At 61.7% G+C, this 14,502-nt stretch carries 18 protein-coding genes and 1 pseudogene; 11 read left to right on the plus strand and 8 right to left on the minus strand.

All coding sequences use genetic code 11. The annotated features are described in order from the left end of the window. Positions 1 to 14: 14 nt before the first annotated feature. Positions 15 to 674 (minus strand): glutathione S-transferase family protein, encoded by a 660-nt coding sequence (locus TU80_RS05735; RefSeq protein WP_057004004.1) that lies wholly within the window; start codon positions 672 to 674, stop codon positions 15 to 17. 125 nt (positions 675 to 799) lie between these two features. Here TU80_RS05735 and TU80_RS05740 point away from each other — a divergent pair, with 125 nt between their 5' ends. The 3 genes from TU80_RS05740 (at position 800) to TU80_RS05750 (ending at position 4,500) form a co-directional block, all read left to right on the plus strand. Then, positions 800 to 1,084 (plus strand): hypothetical protein, encoded by a 285-nt coding sequence (locus tag TU80_RS05740; protein WP_017845164.1) that lies wholly within the window; start codon positions 800 to 802, stop codon positions 1,082 to 1,084. Positions 1,085 to 1,236: 152 nt separating this feature from the next. Next, the gene (locus tag TU80_RS05745; RefSeq protein WP_017845165.1) at positions 1,237 to 1,491 is read left to right on the plus strand and encodes a TIGR02647 family protein; all 255 of its coding nucleotides are present in this window, start codon (positions 1,237 to 1,239) and stop codon (positions 1,489 to 1,491) included. 168 nt (positions 1,492 to 1,659) lie between these two features. Continuing rightward, positions 1,660 to 4,500: a class I adenylate cyclase gene (locus tag TU80_RS05750; RefSeq protein ID WP_057004029.1), complete on the plus strand. Its 2,841-nt coding sequence runs from the start codon at positions 1,660 to 1,662 to the stop codon at positions 4,498 to 4,500. Here the strand turns inward: TU80_RS05750 and rnk are convergent. The 3 genes from rnk to cyaY all read right to left on the minus strand — a co-directional run bounded on the left by rnk (position 4,497) and on the right by cyaY (position 5,607). Next, complete coding sequence (gene rnk / locus TU80_RS05755; protein WP_017845167.1) at positions 4,497 to 4,907, minus strand: nucleoside diphosphate kinase regulator; 411 nt, start codon at positions 4,905 to 4,907, stop codon at positions 4,497 to 4,499. The two genes, TU80_RS05750 and rnk, sit on opposite strands and share 4 nt — an antisense overlap. A 131-nt stretch (positions 4,908 to 5,038) precedes the next feature. Further along, the gene (locus TU80_RS05760; RefSeq protein ID WP_026139803.1) at positions 5,039 to 5,257 is read right to left on the minus strand and encodes a DUF1289 domain-containing protein; all 219 of its coding nucleotides are present in this window, start codon (positions 5,255 to 5,257) and stop codon (positions 5,039 to 5,041) included. 2 nt (positions 5,258 to 5,259) lie between these two features. Beyond that, positions 5,260 to 5,607 carry an iron donor protein CyaY gene (gene cyaY / locus TU80_RS05765; RefSeq protein WP_017845168.1) on the minus strand — a complete coding sequence of 116 codons (348 nt, stop codon included), beginning with the start codon at positions 5,605 to 5,607 and terminating at the stop codon, positions 5,260 to 5,262. 238 nt (positions 5,608 to 5,845) lie between these two features. Here cyaY and lptM point away from each other — a divergent pair, with 238 nt between their 5' ends. The 6 genes from lptM to TU80_RS05790 are packed head-to-tail and all read left to right on the plus strand — an operon-like array spanning position 5,846 to position 10,428. After that, the gene (gene lptM / locus TU80_RS31350; RefSeq protein ID WP_017845169.1) at positions 5,846 to 6,013 is read left to right on the plus strand and encodes an LPS translocon maturation chaperone LptM; all 168 of its coding nucleotides are present in this window, start codon (positions 5,846 to 5,848) and stop codon (positions 6,011 to 6,013) included. 9 nt (positions 6,014 to 6,022) lie between these two features. Continuing rightward, entirely contained in the window at positions 6,023 to 7,270 is a 1,248-nt protein-coding gene (gene lysA / locus TU80_RS05770; RefSeq protein WP_017845170.1) for a diaminopimelate decarboxylase, read from the plus strand. A gap of 3 nt (positions 7,271 to 7,273) precedes the next feature. Beyond that, positions 7,274 to 8,104, plus strand: a complete 831-nt coding sequence (gene dapF / locus TU80_RS05775; protein WP_046381666.1) for a diaminopimelate epimerase — start codon at positions 7,274 to 7,276, stop codon at positions 8,102 to 8,104. A 13-nt stretch (positions 8,105 to 8,117) separates the two neighbouring features. Next, positions 8,118 to 8,834 (plus strand): DUF484 family protein, encoded by a 717-nt coding sequence (locus TU80_RS05780; RefSeq protein ID WP_017845172.1) that lies wholly within the window; start codon positions 8,118 to 8,120, stop codon positions 8,832 to 8,834. A gap of 2 nt (positions 8,835 to 8,836) precedes the next feature. Then, positions 8,837 to 9,736: a tyrosine recombinase XerC gene (xerC, locus tag TU80_RS05785; RefSeq protein ID WP_046381665.1), complete on the plus strand. Its 900-nt coding sequence runs from the start codon at positions 8,837 to 8,839 to the stop codon at positions 9,734 to 9,736. Further along, positions 9,733 to 10,428: an HAD family hydrolase gene (locus TU80_RS05790; protein ID WP_017845174.1), complete on the plus strand. Its 696-nt coding sequence runs from the start codon at positions 9,733 to 9,735 to the stop codon at positions 10,426 to 10,428. Before xerC ends, TU80_RS05790 begins: the two co-directional genes overlap by 4 nt. Positions 10,429 to 10,542: 114 nt before the next feature. On the opposite strand, the gene sutA is transcribed toward TU80_RS05790, so the two are convergent. From sutA to glnK, 4 genes are all read right to left on the minus strand, one after another. Beyond that, positions 10,543 to 10,869, minus strand: a complete 327-nt coding sequence (gene sutA, locus TU80_RS05795) for a transcriptional regulator SutA (RefSeq protein ID WP_017845175.1) — start codon at positions 10,867 to 10,869, stop codon at positions 10,543 to 10,545. 103 nt (positions 10,870 to 10,972) lie between these two features. Then, the gene (locus TU80_RS05800) at positions 10,973 to 11,398 is read right to left on the minus strand and encodes a secondary thiamine-phosphate synthase enzyme YjbQ (RefSeq protein WP_017845176.1); all 426 of its coding nucleotides are present in this window, start codon (positions 11,396 to 11,398) and stop codon (positions 10,973 to 10,975) included. Positions 11,399 to 11,610: 212 nt separating this feature from the next. Further along, on the minus strand, positions 11,611 to 12,948 hold the full coding sequence (locus TU80_RS05805; protein ID WP_057004005.1) for an ammonium transporter: 1,338 nt from the start codon (positions 12,946 to 12,948) through the stop codon (positions 11,611 to 11,613). Between the two features lie 33 nt (positions 12,949 to 12,981). Next, a complete protein-coding gene (gene glnK, locus TU80_RS05810) occupies positions 12,982 to 13,320 on the minus strand; it encodes a P-II family nitrogen regulator (RefSeq protein ID WP_002555808.1) in 339 nt (112 codons plus the stop codon). A gap of 422 nt (positions 13,321 to 13,742) precedes the next feature. Here glnK and TU80_RS05815 point away from each other — a divergent pair, with 422 nt between their 5' ends. Both TU80_RS05815 and TU80_RS05820 read left to right on the plus strand, forming a co-directional pair. Then, positions 13,743 to 14,006, plus strand: coding sequence for an accessory factor UbiK family protein (locus tag TU80_RS05815; protein WP_017845178.1), 264 nt, complete (start codon positions 13,743 to 13,745; stop codon positions 14,004 to 14,006). Positions 14,007 to 14,220: 214 nt separating this feature from the next. Continuing rightward, a pseudogene (locus tag TU80_RS05820) lies at positions 14,221 to 14,457 on the plus strand (magnesium chelatase domain-containing protein); the annotation flags it as partial. Between the last annotated feature and the right edge of the window lie 45 nt (positions 14,458 to 14,502).

Consider the following 14,502-nt stretch of genomic DNA (forward strand, 5'->3'; position numbering starts at 1 on the left):
CCCTCCCACATTGATCACTTCTTCGCCGCCACCATCGCCATGAACGCCGGCATCGCCGCTTCCCTGTCCGCCGCCACCTTCAGGGCGTTAGGCATGGCGTGCAAACGCTCCAGCAATGCCTTGGCCGTCGGCAATTCAGCCAACAGGTCCAGGCCGAACAGCTTCTCGGCCACGCCGCAGGCGAGGTTCAGGCTGTACATGAAATACAGATCGGCAATCGTAAAGCTCTCCCCCGCAACGTAAGGCGCGAACTTGCCGTGCCGACCTAACGTCCCCACCCCCAGCAGCAACTCGACCCGGGCTTTGTCCTTGATCGCCTCCGGCACCGGCATGCCGAAATACGCTTCGGCGAAACACGCGCGGGCGGGCAGCTCGATGTACAGCTCGATTTCCCTGCACAATGTCAGCACCTGAGCGCGCTGAAACGGTTCGGCCGGCAACAGCGAGGGGCCCTCCTGGGTTTGCTCGATGTATTCGAGGATCACGCTGGTTTCGTTGATAAAGCCCTGTTTGACACCCAGCACCGGCACCTTGCCCCGCGGGCTGATCGCCAGGGCGGCGGGTGTTTGTCCGGCAAAAAAAGGCACCTCTTCGAATGCCAGGCCTTTCTCCAAGAGCGCCAGCTTGACCATGTTGTAGTAATTGCTGACCGAAAATCCGTAGAGCTTGAGCATCGCAAAGCCTCCAGGCCATGTGCGGGGTTGGCTGCATGAGTTATAGATCCGCCCGACCAACCTGGCTAGCAGCATCACCTGCCTGAATGGGGGTAGACTGGCGCCCTTTTCTTGAGGAGCCTGCCATGAGCGAGCCGACCGATATCGACAACGACGAAGAAGCGTTCACCGAAAGCACGCTGACCCAGGCCATCGAAAACCAGATCGAAAGCGACAATCCGCCCGCCGCCAAGGCCACGTTCAACAAGCTGACGCTGGTGGGTTACGAGCGCGAAGAGATTTTGAACATGATGGCCCATGTGCTGGCGGTGGAAATCGACAAGATGCTCGACGAAGACCGCGCCTTCGATACCCAATGGTATGAATCCGCCTTGCGCGCACTGCCCGAGCTGCCGCCTGAAAACGCCTGAAGCGAGCGCCCGTGTGGCCGGGAAGCCTGCTTCCTCGCCACAACACTGCGCCATATCAACAGCCGCGAGTTTCCCACTGGACAGCCCGCCAAAGTACGTTCACCTTAGGGCCTGCTAGCCTCTAACAAATTCTTAGAAAGTCTGGAGTCCCTATGTCGTATACCCCTGAGTTGGTTGCCGAACTGGAAATCCTTGCACTCTTCAACCTGGACAGCTCCCAGGAAGGTCTGAAAGTCCATCAGACTGCCGCACCGACTGCTATCGCCGCCGCCAAACGCCTGTTCGAGAAAAAACTGATCGACCAACCGGACGGCGGTTACCTGACCAGCCTTGGCCGGGACGCTGCAGAACAAGCCCAAACCCTGCTGACCATCCTGACCACCGCCGCAACCAAAGAAGCTGCCTGATTCCGGATACTGCCCATGGAGTCCGCCGCGGCGGATTCCGAGGGCATTGCCGCGAACCGGATAAAATTCTGACGCCAAAAACCGTTTCCCCTCTAAACCTCCTACGCTTCTGAATGTAAACTCCTACACGGCCGCCCATGTCGGGCCTTGCGCGCCGCCGAGTTCGACATGACCCGCACCCATGAGATCCGCCCCGACCTGGATGAAGGCATCGACCGCAAGGTGCTGGCCCAACTGCGCGCGCGGTTCATGGCGCTTAACGCAGGGCGCATGGCCCGGGCCGTCGAAGGGCTGACGCCACGCCAGCAAAGCGTATTGACCCTGCTGCCGCTGTTTTTCCACGTCAATCACCCGCTGTTGCCCGGTTACGTGTCGGGCAGCACCCCGGCCGGGCTGTCGAATTTCGAACCCGACGCGCAGGCCCTGAGCGAAGCCCAGCGCCTGACCCGTTCGTTCTCCTACAAACCACGCCACGGCAACCCGCCGCAGCCGATCCATGGGCTGTTCCTGATGGGCAGCCTCGGCACATTGGCCCAAGCCGACCAGAGCGACATGGACGTGTGGGTATGCCACGCCCCCGACCTGAGCGACAACGAACTGGTCGAGCTGCGCAAGAAATGCCAGTTACTGGAAGCCTGGGCCCAGAGCATGGGCGCCGAGGCGCACTTCTTCCTGATCGAGCCGAGCCGGTTTGTCTTGGGCGAACGCGACACGCAACTGAGCTCCGACGACTGCGGCACCACCCAGCATTATCTGTTGCTGGATGAGTTCTATCGCACCGCCATCTGGCTCGCCGGCCGCACACCGATCTGGTGGCTGGTGCCGGTGTATGAAGAAGTGCGCTACGCCGAGTTCACCCACACGCTGATTTCCAAACGCTTTATCCGTGCCGATGAAACCCTCGACCTCGGCCACCTGGCGCGCATCCCGCCCGGCGAATTCATTGGCGCCGGGCTGTGGCAATTGTTCAAGGGCATCGAATCGCCCTACAAGTCGCTGCTCAAGCTGCTGCTGACCGAGGTCTACGCCAGCGAGCACCCGAACGTGCAGTGCCTGAGCCTGCGCTTCAAACGGGCGGTGTTCGCCAACCGGATGGACCTGGACGAGCTGGACCCTTACGTCGTGGTCTACCGGCGCATCGAGGAATACCTCAACGCGCGCAACGAGCCGGAACGCCTGGAACTGGTACGGCGCGCGCTGTACTTGAAGGTCAACCGCAAGCTCAGCGCCGGCCAGCGCACCGTCGGTTGGCAGCGCCTGTTGCTGGAACGCCTGGCCCATGAATGGGGTTGGGACCAGCGTCAACTGGCGCTGCTCGACAGCCGCAGCCAATGGAAAGTACGCCAGGTCGCCTCCGAGCGCCGCGCCCTGGTCAATGAGCTGAACTACAGCTATCGCTTTCTGACCCAGTTCGCCCGCACCGAACAAACCGTCAGCCTGATCAACAAGCGCGACCTCAATGTGCTTGGCCGTCGCTTGTACGCGGCGTTTGAACGCAAGGCCGGCAAGGTCGAATTCATCAACCCCGGCATCGCCCCGGACCTGGCCGAAGACACCCTGACCCTGGTGCAATCGGCCAACCGCAAGGAACCGGGCCAGCATCATTGGGGCCTGTACAACGGCAACCTCACCGCCCTGGAATCGGAGCACTTCGCGCCGATCAAGCGCAGCCGCGACCTGCTGGAAATGCTCACCTGGTGCCACCGCAACGGCGTGATCGACAGCAGCACGCGCCTGGCGCTGCACCCAGGCGTCAGCGACATGACCGAATTCGAACTGTTCAACCTGCTGGGCAGCCTGCAACAGACCATCGCCCTGCCCCTGGCCAGCGTCGATGAAGAGCGCCTGCTGCGCTCGGCGGTGCCGGAAGAAGTGCTGTTGCTGATCAACGTCGGCGTCGACCCGCTCAAGCACCATCGCGACCTGAACATCCTGATGACCACCGAGCGCACCGACTCCCTGAGTTACGCCGGCGTGCGCGAAAACCTGGTGCTGACCCTCGACCAGGTCACGCTCAACAGCTGGAACGAGGTGATGGTCAGCCGCTACGACGGTCCCCATGCCCTGCTCGACTGTCTGCGCGACTACCTCAACCAGTTGCCGTCGGACCACCTGCCACGCCTGCGGGTGCGCTGCTTCTGCCACAACCGCGCACAGTTCATTGCCCAGCGCGTGGAAGAAATCTTCGACACCGCGCAGAACCTGCTGCTGGGCCAGGGCAACCATCGCTACTTGCTGCAGGTGCAGCAGCACTATCACGTGATGGAGCTGATGCCCGGCCAGGCCACCCACGTCTCACTGGCGACCCAGGACGCGCTGATCGCCTACCTCAGCGAAGAACTGGCCAGCTACAGCCCGTTGCACTTGGACGCCATGGCCCTGGAAGACCACGACCTGGCGCTGCTGCTGCCGATGGGCATGGCCGAATGCGTGCAGGTGTTTTACCGGGTCAACGAAGGCTTCGCCGAGCTGTATGTGCTGGATGAGTTCAACGCGCTCTGGCAGCAACGCTTGCCGTTCCATGATGAACAGAGCCTGCTGGCGCCGTTGCAGCGTTTTCTGCAGTCGATCATCTATCGCCGGGACGCGCTGTCGCCCCTGGACCCGCAAGAACCGCTGGGCGCGGTGCAAACCTTGTATTACCAACTGTTGCCGTCGGGCAGCAATCGCGCACGCGGTATCGAGCCTCGGCCGGCCCCGCAAAACCCGGCCAACAAGCCGTTTTATGACGTGCAGGCGATTATCGGCAAGGCGGCGCCGGGCCAGGTGGGGATCACCCTGTACTGCAATCAGCGGGAGTTTTCCGAACTGGAGTTTGGCGACCAGCTGTTTGCAGTGGTCGCCCGGGAGATCGTCGGGCAGCGCCGCGAAACCGAGCGCTACCGCTGCTATATCACTGATCTGGATCTCTCGGGCCTGCTCGGCGACGTACAAAGCCCGAGCAATCTGTACCTGCGTTACAAGGCCGAGCTGGAACAGGCGCTCAATGACGCGCTGAAGCAGATTTAAAGCGAAAAGGCGCCGCCGTCTTTGGGCTGGCCTTCAACACTGAGCAGTTCGAGCTTGAGGGTCTTGCCGCCGGGTGCTGGCCAGTCGATGTGCTGGCCCACTTTCAGGCCGAGCAACGCGCTGCCCACCGGCGCCAGGATCGAAATCTTGCCCGCGTCGGCATTCGCATCCTTGGGGTAAACCAGGGTCAGGTGATAGTCCTTGCCGCTGCCTTGCTCGCGGCAATGCACGCTGGAGTTCATGGTCACGACGCTTGCAGGCACTTCATCGTGGCCAACCACTTCTTCGGCGCGGTCGAGTTCGTGCTGCAGGGCTTCTACACCTGGCGAATTCTCGCCGACACGGTCGATCAGTTGCTCAAGACGCTGCACGTCGAGACGGGTAAGAATGATGGAAGGTGCGGTCATGATTCAGGCAGACTCCTTTTTTCTGCACAAAAAAGCAAAACCCCGCCAGGAAAAGGCGGGGTTCTCACGGACCTCGATGAGTTGAGGTGTACCCGGACACTACCACAGCACCGCAAATAAACAAGACGGGCTCAAGGCCCGACTTTGCGCCGCTCGGCCTGGGCCACGATCACGCGTCGCCGCTGATCATCGGCGGAGCGCCATTCACGGATGTCTTCCACATGGCGAAAGCAGCCAAGGCAGACTTTTGCCTCGTCCAGCCGACACAAACTGATACAAGGTGATGGCACCGCCGGGCTGACATTACTGAACAACGGCTTGGGCGGACGCACGATTGCAGGCTGGCTCACCATCAATTCTCGTCGGGGTTCAGCTCATCGAAGCCGAGCTCGACGCCGGCTTGTTCCTGAACCAGCCGCGCGAGCATTTCGCTGAGCAGCTCATCGCTGGTATCGCACTGCCAATTGCGGTCTTCTTCGTTGTAATCGAAGTGAAAACCACCGGAACGTGCCGCCAGCCACAGTTGGCGCAGCGGTTCCTGGCGACTGAAGATCAGTTGAGTGCCGTTCTCGAACTTGACGGTCAGCACCCCGGCCGAGCTTTCCAGGTCCACATCCAGGCCGCTGTCGTCGAAAATATCTTCCAGCGCGTTCTGGGTCGAATCCACCAGGTCGTGAAAACGGGCTTCGGTCAAACTCATTGCGGCAACCTCAAAAGTGTCTGGTTTTGCTCAAGCGCCGCACGATACGGACGCGCTCCGCCGATTGCAAAGGATACCGAGTTCATTACCGATGGCGGTAAGAAATATCCCTGACTAGCGTAGCCAGCTTCGCAGTTATGTCGGCAAACCCCCGCCGGACGGGTATTCCGGCGCATAGGCAAGCTGGCGGGTGGTCGGTATACTCGGGCGCAATTAATGCATATTCAAGGATTTCGCCATGAAGCGCCTGATCTCTTCCCTTGCTGCGCTCGTCGCGGTCGCTTGCCTCGTTAGTGCCTGTGGTCAAAAAGGCCCGCTGTATCTGCCCGATGACAGCAAAGACCCGAATGAACAGGCGCAATCGTCGCAAAAGCCTGCCAAAGCGCATAAGCACGACACTTACTAAGGGAACCCCATGGACGCTTTTAACTACCGGAACGGCGAGCTGTTCGCGGAAGGCGTGGCGCTGTCCGCAATTGCCGAGCGCTTTGGCACCCCGACCTATGTGTACTCGCGCGCGCATATCGAAGCCCAATATCGCTCTTTCACCGACCCGTTGAACGGCGTGCCGCACCTGGTGTGCTACGCGGTCAAGGCCAACTCCAACCTGGGCGTGCTCAATGTCCTGGCGCGTCTGGGCGCCGGTTTCGACATCGTCTCCCGCGGCGAGCTGGAACGTGTCCTGGCGGCTGGCGGCCAGGCTGACAAGATCGTCTTCTCCGGCGTCGGCAAGAGCCGCGAAGACATGCGCCGTGCCCTGGAAGTCGGCGTGCATTGCTTCAACGTCGAATCCACCGACGAGCTGGAGCGCCTGCAAGTGGTCGCCGCCGAGATGGGCGTTCGCGCGCCGATTTCCCTGCGCGTCAACCCGGACGTCGACGCTGGCACCCACCCGTACATTTCCACCGGTCTGAAAGAGAACAAGTTCGGCATCGCCATTGCCGACGCCGAGGACGTGTACATCCGCGCCGCCCAATTGCCGAACCTGGAAGTGCTGGGTGTCGACTGCCATATCGGCTCGCAACTGACCACCCTGCCGCCGTTCCTGGATGCCCTCGACCGTCTGCTGGCGCTGACCGACCGCCTCGGCGAGTGCGGCATCTACCTGCAGCACATCGACCTCGGTGGCGGCGTGGGCGTGCAGTATCGCGATGAAGAGCCGCCGCTGATCGGCGACTACATCAAGGCCGTGCGCGAACGCCTGGAAGGCCGCGACCTGACGCTGATGTTCGAGCCGGGCCGCTACATCGTCGCCAATGCCGGCGTGCTGCTGACCCAGGTCGAGTACCTCAAGCACACCGAATACAAGGATTTCGCCATCGTCGATGCGGCGATGAACGACCTGATCCGCCCGGCGCTGTACCAGGCCTGGATGAATGTCACCGCCGTAACGCCTCGCGACAGCGCAGCGCGCGCCTATGACGTCGTCGGCCCGATCTGCGAAACCGGCGACTTCCTGGCCAAGGATCGTCAGTTGGCCCTGGAAGAAGGCGACCTGCTGGCCATTCATTCGGCCGGTGCCTACGGGTTTGTCATGAGTTCCAACTACAACACCCGCGGGCGTGCCGCCGAGGTGCTGGTGGACGGTGATCAAGCGTTTGAAGTGCGTCGCCGCGAGACGGTAGCCGAGTTGTATGCTGGCGAAAGCCTGCTGCCGGAGTAAGCCATGCTGCTGCGTTTTACCAAGATGCACGGGCTGGGCAATGACTTCATGGTCCTTGACCTGGTCAGCCAGCACGCGCACATCCTGCCCAAGCACGCCAAACAGTGGGGCGACCGTCATACCGGCATCGGCTTCGACCAGTTGCTGATCGTTGAGGCGCCGAGCAACCCGGAGGTGGATTTCCGTTACCGGATCTTCAACTCCGACGGTTCCGAAGTGGAACAGTGCGGCAACGGTGCGCGCTGCTTCGCCCGCTTTGTGCTGGACAAGCGCCTGACCGCCAAGCGGCAGATTCGTGTCGAGACCAAGAGCGGCGTGATCGAGCTGGATGTCCGCAGCGACGGCCAGATCAGCGTCAACATGGGCGCGCCACGTCTGGTGCCGACGGATATTCCGTTCCAGGCCACCGAGCAGGCCACCCACTACACCGTCGATGTCGACGGCCAGGCTGTCGAACTGGCGGCGGTGTCCATGGGCAACCCCCATGCGGTGCTGCGGGTCGACGACATCAATAATGCGCCGGTGCACGAGCTGGGGCCGAAGATCGAACATCACCCGCGCTTTCCGGCACGGGTCAATGTGGGCTTCCTGCAGGTGATCGACCGCTCCCGCGCGCAATTGCGCGTATGGGAACGCGGCGCCGGCGAAACCCAGGCCTGCGGCACCGGTGCTTGCGCCGCTGCCGTGGCCGCGATCAGCCAGGGGTGGATGGATTCGCCGCTGCTGATCGACCTGCCCGGCGGACGTTTGTCCATCGAATGGGCAGGCCCCGGCCACCCGGTGATGATGACCGGGCCGGCCACGCGCGTATACGAAGGACAGGTCCGTCTATGAGTGAGCCAAGCAAATGACCGATAAGCCTCAAGTACCCGCACAAGCATCCCCGAGCGAAAGTCTGGAGGCCGCTGCCGTCGCGGCGTACCTTGAGGCTAACCCGGACTTCTTCGTCGAACACGAAGAACTGCTGCCGGCCCTGCGCATCCCCCACCAGCGTGGCGACACCGTGTCGCTGGTGGAGCGGCAGATGAAGATCCTGCGCGAGCGCAACATCGAAATGCGCCATCGGCTCTCGCACTTGATGGACGTCGCCCGCGATAACGACCGCCTGTTCGACAAGACCCGTCGCCTGATTCTGACGCTGATGGACGCCACCAGCCTGGAAGAAACGGTGATCGCCGTGGAAGACAGCCTGCGCCAGGACTTCCAGGTGCCCTTCGTCAGCCTGATCCTGTTCAGCGACAACCCGATGCCGGTCGGGCGCTGGGTCAGCGGCGGCGAAGCGCAAACGGCGATCGGCGGCCTGCTTTCCGAAGGCAAGACCATCAGCGGCACCTTGCGCGAGCATGAACTGGACTTTTTGTTTGGCGCCGAGCAGCGCAAGCAGATCGGTTCGACCGCCGTGGTCGCCCTCAGCCATCAAGGCCTGCATGGGGTACTGGCCATCGCCAGCCGTGATCCTGCGCACTACAAAAGTTCGGTGGGCACGTTGTTCCTGACCTACATCGCCGAAGTGCTGGGCCGCGTATTACCGCGCTTCACCACCGCCCTGCGCGCGGTGCGCTGACCATGGAACGGCAACTGGACGCTTACTGCGCACACCTGCGCAGCGAGCGTCAGGTGTCGCCCCACACCCTGGAAGCCTACCGGCGGGACTTGAACAAGGTTCTGGCCTACTGCGAAAAGCAGCAGATCCCCAGCTGGAAGGCCTTGGACATCCAGGGCCTGCGCAGCCTGATCGCGCGCCTGCACCAGCAGGGCCAATCTTCGCGCAGCCTGGCGCGCCTGCTGTCGGCGGTGCGCGGCCTGTATCACTACCTCAACCGCGAAGGCCTGTGCGACCACGACCCGGCCAATGGGCTGGCCCCGCCCAAGGGCGAGCGGCGGCTGCCCAAGACCCTCGACACCGACCGCGCCCTGCAATTGCTCGATGGCGCCGTCGAGGACGACTTCCTGGCCCATCGCGACCAGGCGATCCTGGAGCTGTTCTATTCTTCGGGCCTGCGCCTGTCGGAACTGACCGGGCTGAACCTCGATCAGCTCGACCTCGCCGACGGCCTGGTGCAAGTGCTCGGCAAAGGCAGCAAGACCCGCGTGCTGCCGGTGGGCAGGAAGGCCCGGGAAGCGCTGCAACTGTGGCTGCCCCTGCGCGCACTGACCAACCCGGCGGACGACGCCGTATTCGTCAGCCAGCAGGGCCGGCGCCTGGGGCCGCGGGCGATTCAACTGCGGGTCAAGGCGGCCGGCGAGCGCGAGCTGGGGCAGAACCTGCATCCGCACATGCTGCGGCACTCGTTTGCCAGCCATTTGCTGGAGTCGTCCCAAGACCTGCGCGCGGTGCAGGAACTGCTCGGCCACTCTGATATCAAGACGACACAGATCTACACCCACCTGGACTTCCAACACCTGGCAACGGTGTACGACAGCGCCCATCCACGGGCCAAACGCATCAAGGGCGGCGACTCATGAGTATCAAGCTGATCACCTTCGACCTCGACGACACCCTCTGGGACAACGTCCCCGTCATCATCAGCGCCGAAGCGTCGATGCGCGAATGGCTGGCCACCCATGCCGCCAAGGTCGGCGAACTGCCCCTGGAACATTTCGCCAGCCTTCGCCAGCAGGTGCTGGAACGCCATCCCGAACTCAAGCACCGCATCAGCATGCTGCGCCACCGCGTACTGATGCACGCGTTTGAAGAGGCCGGTTATCCACAACCTGAAGCGACGGAAATGGCCGATGTGTGCTTTGAAGCGTTCATTCATGCGCGCCACCAGCTCACCGTATTCCCCGAAGCCGAGCCGATGCTGCAAGCGCTGCGCAAACACTTCCTGCTGGGCGTGATCACCAACGGTAACGCTGACGTACAGCGCGTCGGGTTGGCGGACTACTTCCACTTCGCGTTGCGCGCCGAAGACATCGGCATCGCCAAGCCGGATGCACGGTTGTTTCAGGAAGCGCTGCAACGGGGCGGGGTGGACGCCAGCGCGGCGGTGCATATCGGCGATCATCCCGGTGACGACATCGCCGGAGCGCAACAGGCGGGGCTGCGTGCCGTGTGGTTCAACCCGACAGGCAAGGTCTGGGAAGGGGATAAACTCCCGGATGCGCAGATTCGCAGCCTGACGGAACTGCCTCCGCTGCTCAAAAGCTGGCAGTAAGTGGGAGGGGGCTTGCTTCCCCTATATTGGCAGGCGGTGAGCCGTAGGAATTTGTTTCAGGCATGAAAAAGCCCGCAGCGACGGCGGGCTTTTCCAGCAAGCCAGAAGCAGACCTCAGATAGGTCGGCTGCCGTACTTGTTATCCGGCTTCTTGGGTGGATCTGCCACCACGTTGGCCTCGACTTCCTGCACTTTGCCGCCTTTAGCGAGGAATTCCTCCATCGCACGGGCCAGCGCGTCGCGCTCTTTGTTCTTGGCTTCAACACTTGGCAGCTCATCGACCGAAACAGCGGCCTTGGCTTTGCCTTTGGCAGCCGGAACAGGAACGTCATCGCCACCGTCGTCGTCAGCAACGTCTTCCGCTGCCGCCTCAAGACCTTCTTCGGTGTCGTCTTCGTCGCCTACTTCCAGTTCGTCGTTTTCCAGATCATCGTCGCTCATGTTCTACCTCATGACTTGCGAAAAGCAGATTAGTTATAGCCCAGCTTCACCATCTGTCGAAGGTCGCCGGAAAAAAATCAACATCCACCGGATAACCAGTGGCTTATGCCCCATCACCGTGCAAAGTGGCGAGGACTTTACGAGCACCGCCATGATCACGGTGCTCGCCCAGATAAACACCTTGCCAGGTCCCCATCGCCAAGCGGCCGGCCTTGACCGGCAAACTCAGCTGGCAACCCAGGAGACTGGCCTTGAAGTGCGCCGGCAGATCGTCCGGGCCTTCGTCGTTGTGTTCGAACCCGGCTCGGCCTTGCGGCACCAGCGAGTTGAAAAAACGCTCGAAGTCACGACGAACCGCCGGATCGGCATTCTCGTTGATGGTCAACGAGGCCGAGGTATGCTGCAACCACAGATGCAACAGGCCCACGCGACACGCCTTCAATTCAGGCAAGCCGGCAAGCAACTCGTCGGTTACCAGGTGAAAGCCCCGGGGCTTGGCCCGCAGGGTAATCAGGGTCTGTTGCCACATACAGTTCTCCGCCCATCGGCGCGCATTCTAGCGCGCTCAGGGAAAAAACAAAGTGCCGAATACGCCTACATGCCTGTAAGACATTCGCACCCGGAAAAGCGCCGTGCGCGCGCCATCACACACGCGACGCAAAAAACCGGCCCCCCGTGTCATGACGGGCAAACACCAGACAAAAAAATGCCCGGCAAGCCGGGCATGTTTTTTTCGCCTACTTACAAGTTGTAGCCGCGTTCGTTGTGTTGTGCCAGGTCGAGGCCGACAGCCTCTTCTTCGTCGGTAACCCGCAGGCCCATGACCATATCCAGCACCTTGAGGATGATGAAGGTCACGATGGCGGTGTAGATCACAGTGAAGCCGACGCCTTTGCACTGAATCCAGACTTGGGCCGCCACGTCAGTCACGGTGCCGAAGCCACCCAGGGCCGGTGCTGCAAACACACCGGTCAGGATTGCGCCGAGGATACCGCCGATACCGTGGACACCGAAGGCGTCCAGGGAGTCGTCATAGCCCAGTTTGCGTTTCAGGGTCGTGGCGCAGAAGAAGCACACCACACCCGCCGCCAGGCCGATGATCAGCGCGCCCATCGGGCCCACGGTACCGGCAGCCGGCGTAATGGCCACAAGGCCCGCTACCACACCCGAGGCGATGCCCAGGGCACTTGGCTTGCCGTGGGTGAGCCACTCGGCGAACATCCAGCCCAGGGCGGCAGCGGCGGTAGCGACCTGGGTCACCAGCATCGCCATACCGGCAGTGCCGTTGGCCGCGGCAGCGGAACCGGCGTTGAAGCCGAACCAGCCGACCCACAGCATGGCTGCACCCACCAGGGTGTAACCCAGGTTGTGAGGCGCCATTGGCGTGGTCGGGAAGCCTTTACGCTTGCCGAGGACCAGGCACGCTACCAGGCCAGCCACACCGGCGTTGATATGCACCACGGTACCGCCGGCGAAGTCCAGCACGCCCCAGTCACCCAGCAACGAACCCGGACCGCCCCACACCATGTGGGCAATCGGCGCGTAGACCAGGGTGAACCAGACGCCCATGAAGATCAGCATCGCGGAGAATTTCATACGCTCGGCGAAAGCACCGACAATCAGCGCCGGGGTGATGATGGCGAAGGTCATCTGGTAGGTGACGAACACCGCCTCAGGGAACAGCGCCGCAGGGCCGGTAATGCTGGCCGGGGTCACACCCGACAGGAACAGCTTGGACAAGCCGCCCACGAAGGAGTTGAAGTTGACCACACCCGCTTCCATGCCGGTGGTATCGAACGCCATGCTGTAGCCGTAGACGAACCACAGGATGGTGATCAAGCCGGTGATGGCGAAGCACTGCATCATCACCGACAGAATGTTTTTGGAGCGAACCATACCGCCGTAGAACAGCGCCAGGCCGGGAATGGTCATAAACAGCACCAGCGCGGTGGATGTAAGCATCCACGCGGTGTCGCCGGAATTGAGGACTGGAGCAGCCACTTCGTCTGCCGCCATGGCCAGGCTTGGCATTACGATGGACAACAGGGCTCCGAGCCCTGCGAATTTACGCAGAGTCATATTGTTTTCTCCTGGGGCGTTGGGTTTGGCGGCTTAGATTGCGTCGGTATCGGTTTCGCCGGTACGGATGCGAATAGCCTGTTCCAGATTGACCACAAAGATCTTGCCGTCACCGATCTTGCCGGTGTTGGCGGCCTTGGTTATCGCCTCGATAACCCGATCAAGATCCTTGTCGTCAATGGCGACATCAATCTTCACCTTCGGCAGGAAATCAACCACGTATTCCGCGCCGCGATACAGCTCGGTGTGACCCTTCTGCCGCCCGAAGCCTTTGACCTCAGTAACGGTAATGCCCTGCACGCCGATTTCGGACAACGACTCGCGTACATCGTCCAACTTGAACGGCTTGATGATGGCAGTGACTAGCTTCATGAAAACTCTCTCCCGAATTGGTGGACTTGCCCCAGGAAAACAAACCCGTCTCAAGTCTAAGCGCAGCGCCTGGCTTTGTAACGCGTCGTCGCAAGAGCAGTTGCCATTGCGACGCCAGCGAACCACTGGTGACGAAACCTGTACCGCTGATCCGTCGGCGCACTGCATTCGTCACAGCGACTGCATCAGTGCATGGGTCATGTTCGTCTAAGCAGAAACCTTGCCAGCTCCGTAAAAACCACTGAAATCAGTCCCTTGCCCACTTATGCCCACCTGCGGGGCTTTTTGGCGGGGTGATTGCGCACGAAAACGGTGCGCTACCGCCCGACACCCTGCGCGAAAAGCGTGCGCCCGAGGTCGTGGAAATGACTATAGACGCTGCGTGATACACTGCCCGCCAACAGTTTTCCGGAATATTTCCCATGCTCGCGCCCAAAGACCTCCTCGACGCCCTGAGCGGCCATGCCTCCCGCCTGTTCAGCGGCGAGACCCCGCTGCCCCGCAATGAAATCGAAAGCCAGTTCAAGGCCTTGCTGCAAAGCGGCTTCAGCAAGCTCGACCTGGTCAGCCGGGAAGAGTTCGACAGCCAAATGGTGGTGCTGGCCCGCACCCGAGCACGCCTGGAAAGCCTGGAGGCGAAAGTGGCGGAGCTGGAAGCACGGTTGACCCCGGCAGCCTCCGAATAAACCCCGGCCAATGTAGGAGCTGGCTTGCCTGCGATGGGATCGACTCGGTCCCTCTGATACGCCTGACCACCCCTATCGCACGCAAGCCAGCGCCCTCACCTGTTCTGCGTCACTCTGCGGATACGTTCTGTAAAACCTCCCGCGTCCCGCTCCACCCCACCTCGTCTACCCTTGAAAAACCGCAGGAAGCGGCCCGCCCTTTCAAGGAATGAGCATGTCCCTCGCCATCGTCCACAGTCGCGCCCAGATCGGCGTCGAAGCCCCTGCCGTCAGCGTCGAAGTACACATGGCCAATGGTCTGCCATCGCTCACCCTGGTGGGCTTGCCGGAAACCGCCGTCAAGGAAAGCAAGGACCGCGTGCGCAGTGCCATCCTCAACTCCGCGCTGCAATACCCGTCCCGCCGCATCACCCTCAACCTCGCGCCCGCCGACCTGCCCAAGGACGGCGGGCACGGATTAGATAGCTGTATGGACATCGCATAGTAAAACGTTCAC

This window comes from Pseudomonas veronii, from assembly GCF_001439695.1.
In the GTDB taxonomy this organism is placed as follows: Bacteria; Pseudomonadota; Gammaproteobacteria; order Pseudomonadales; family Pseudomonadaceae; genus Aquipseudomonas; species Aquipseudomonas veronii.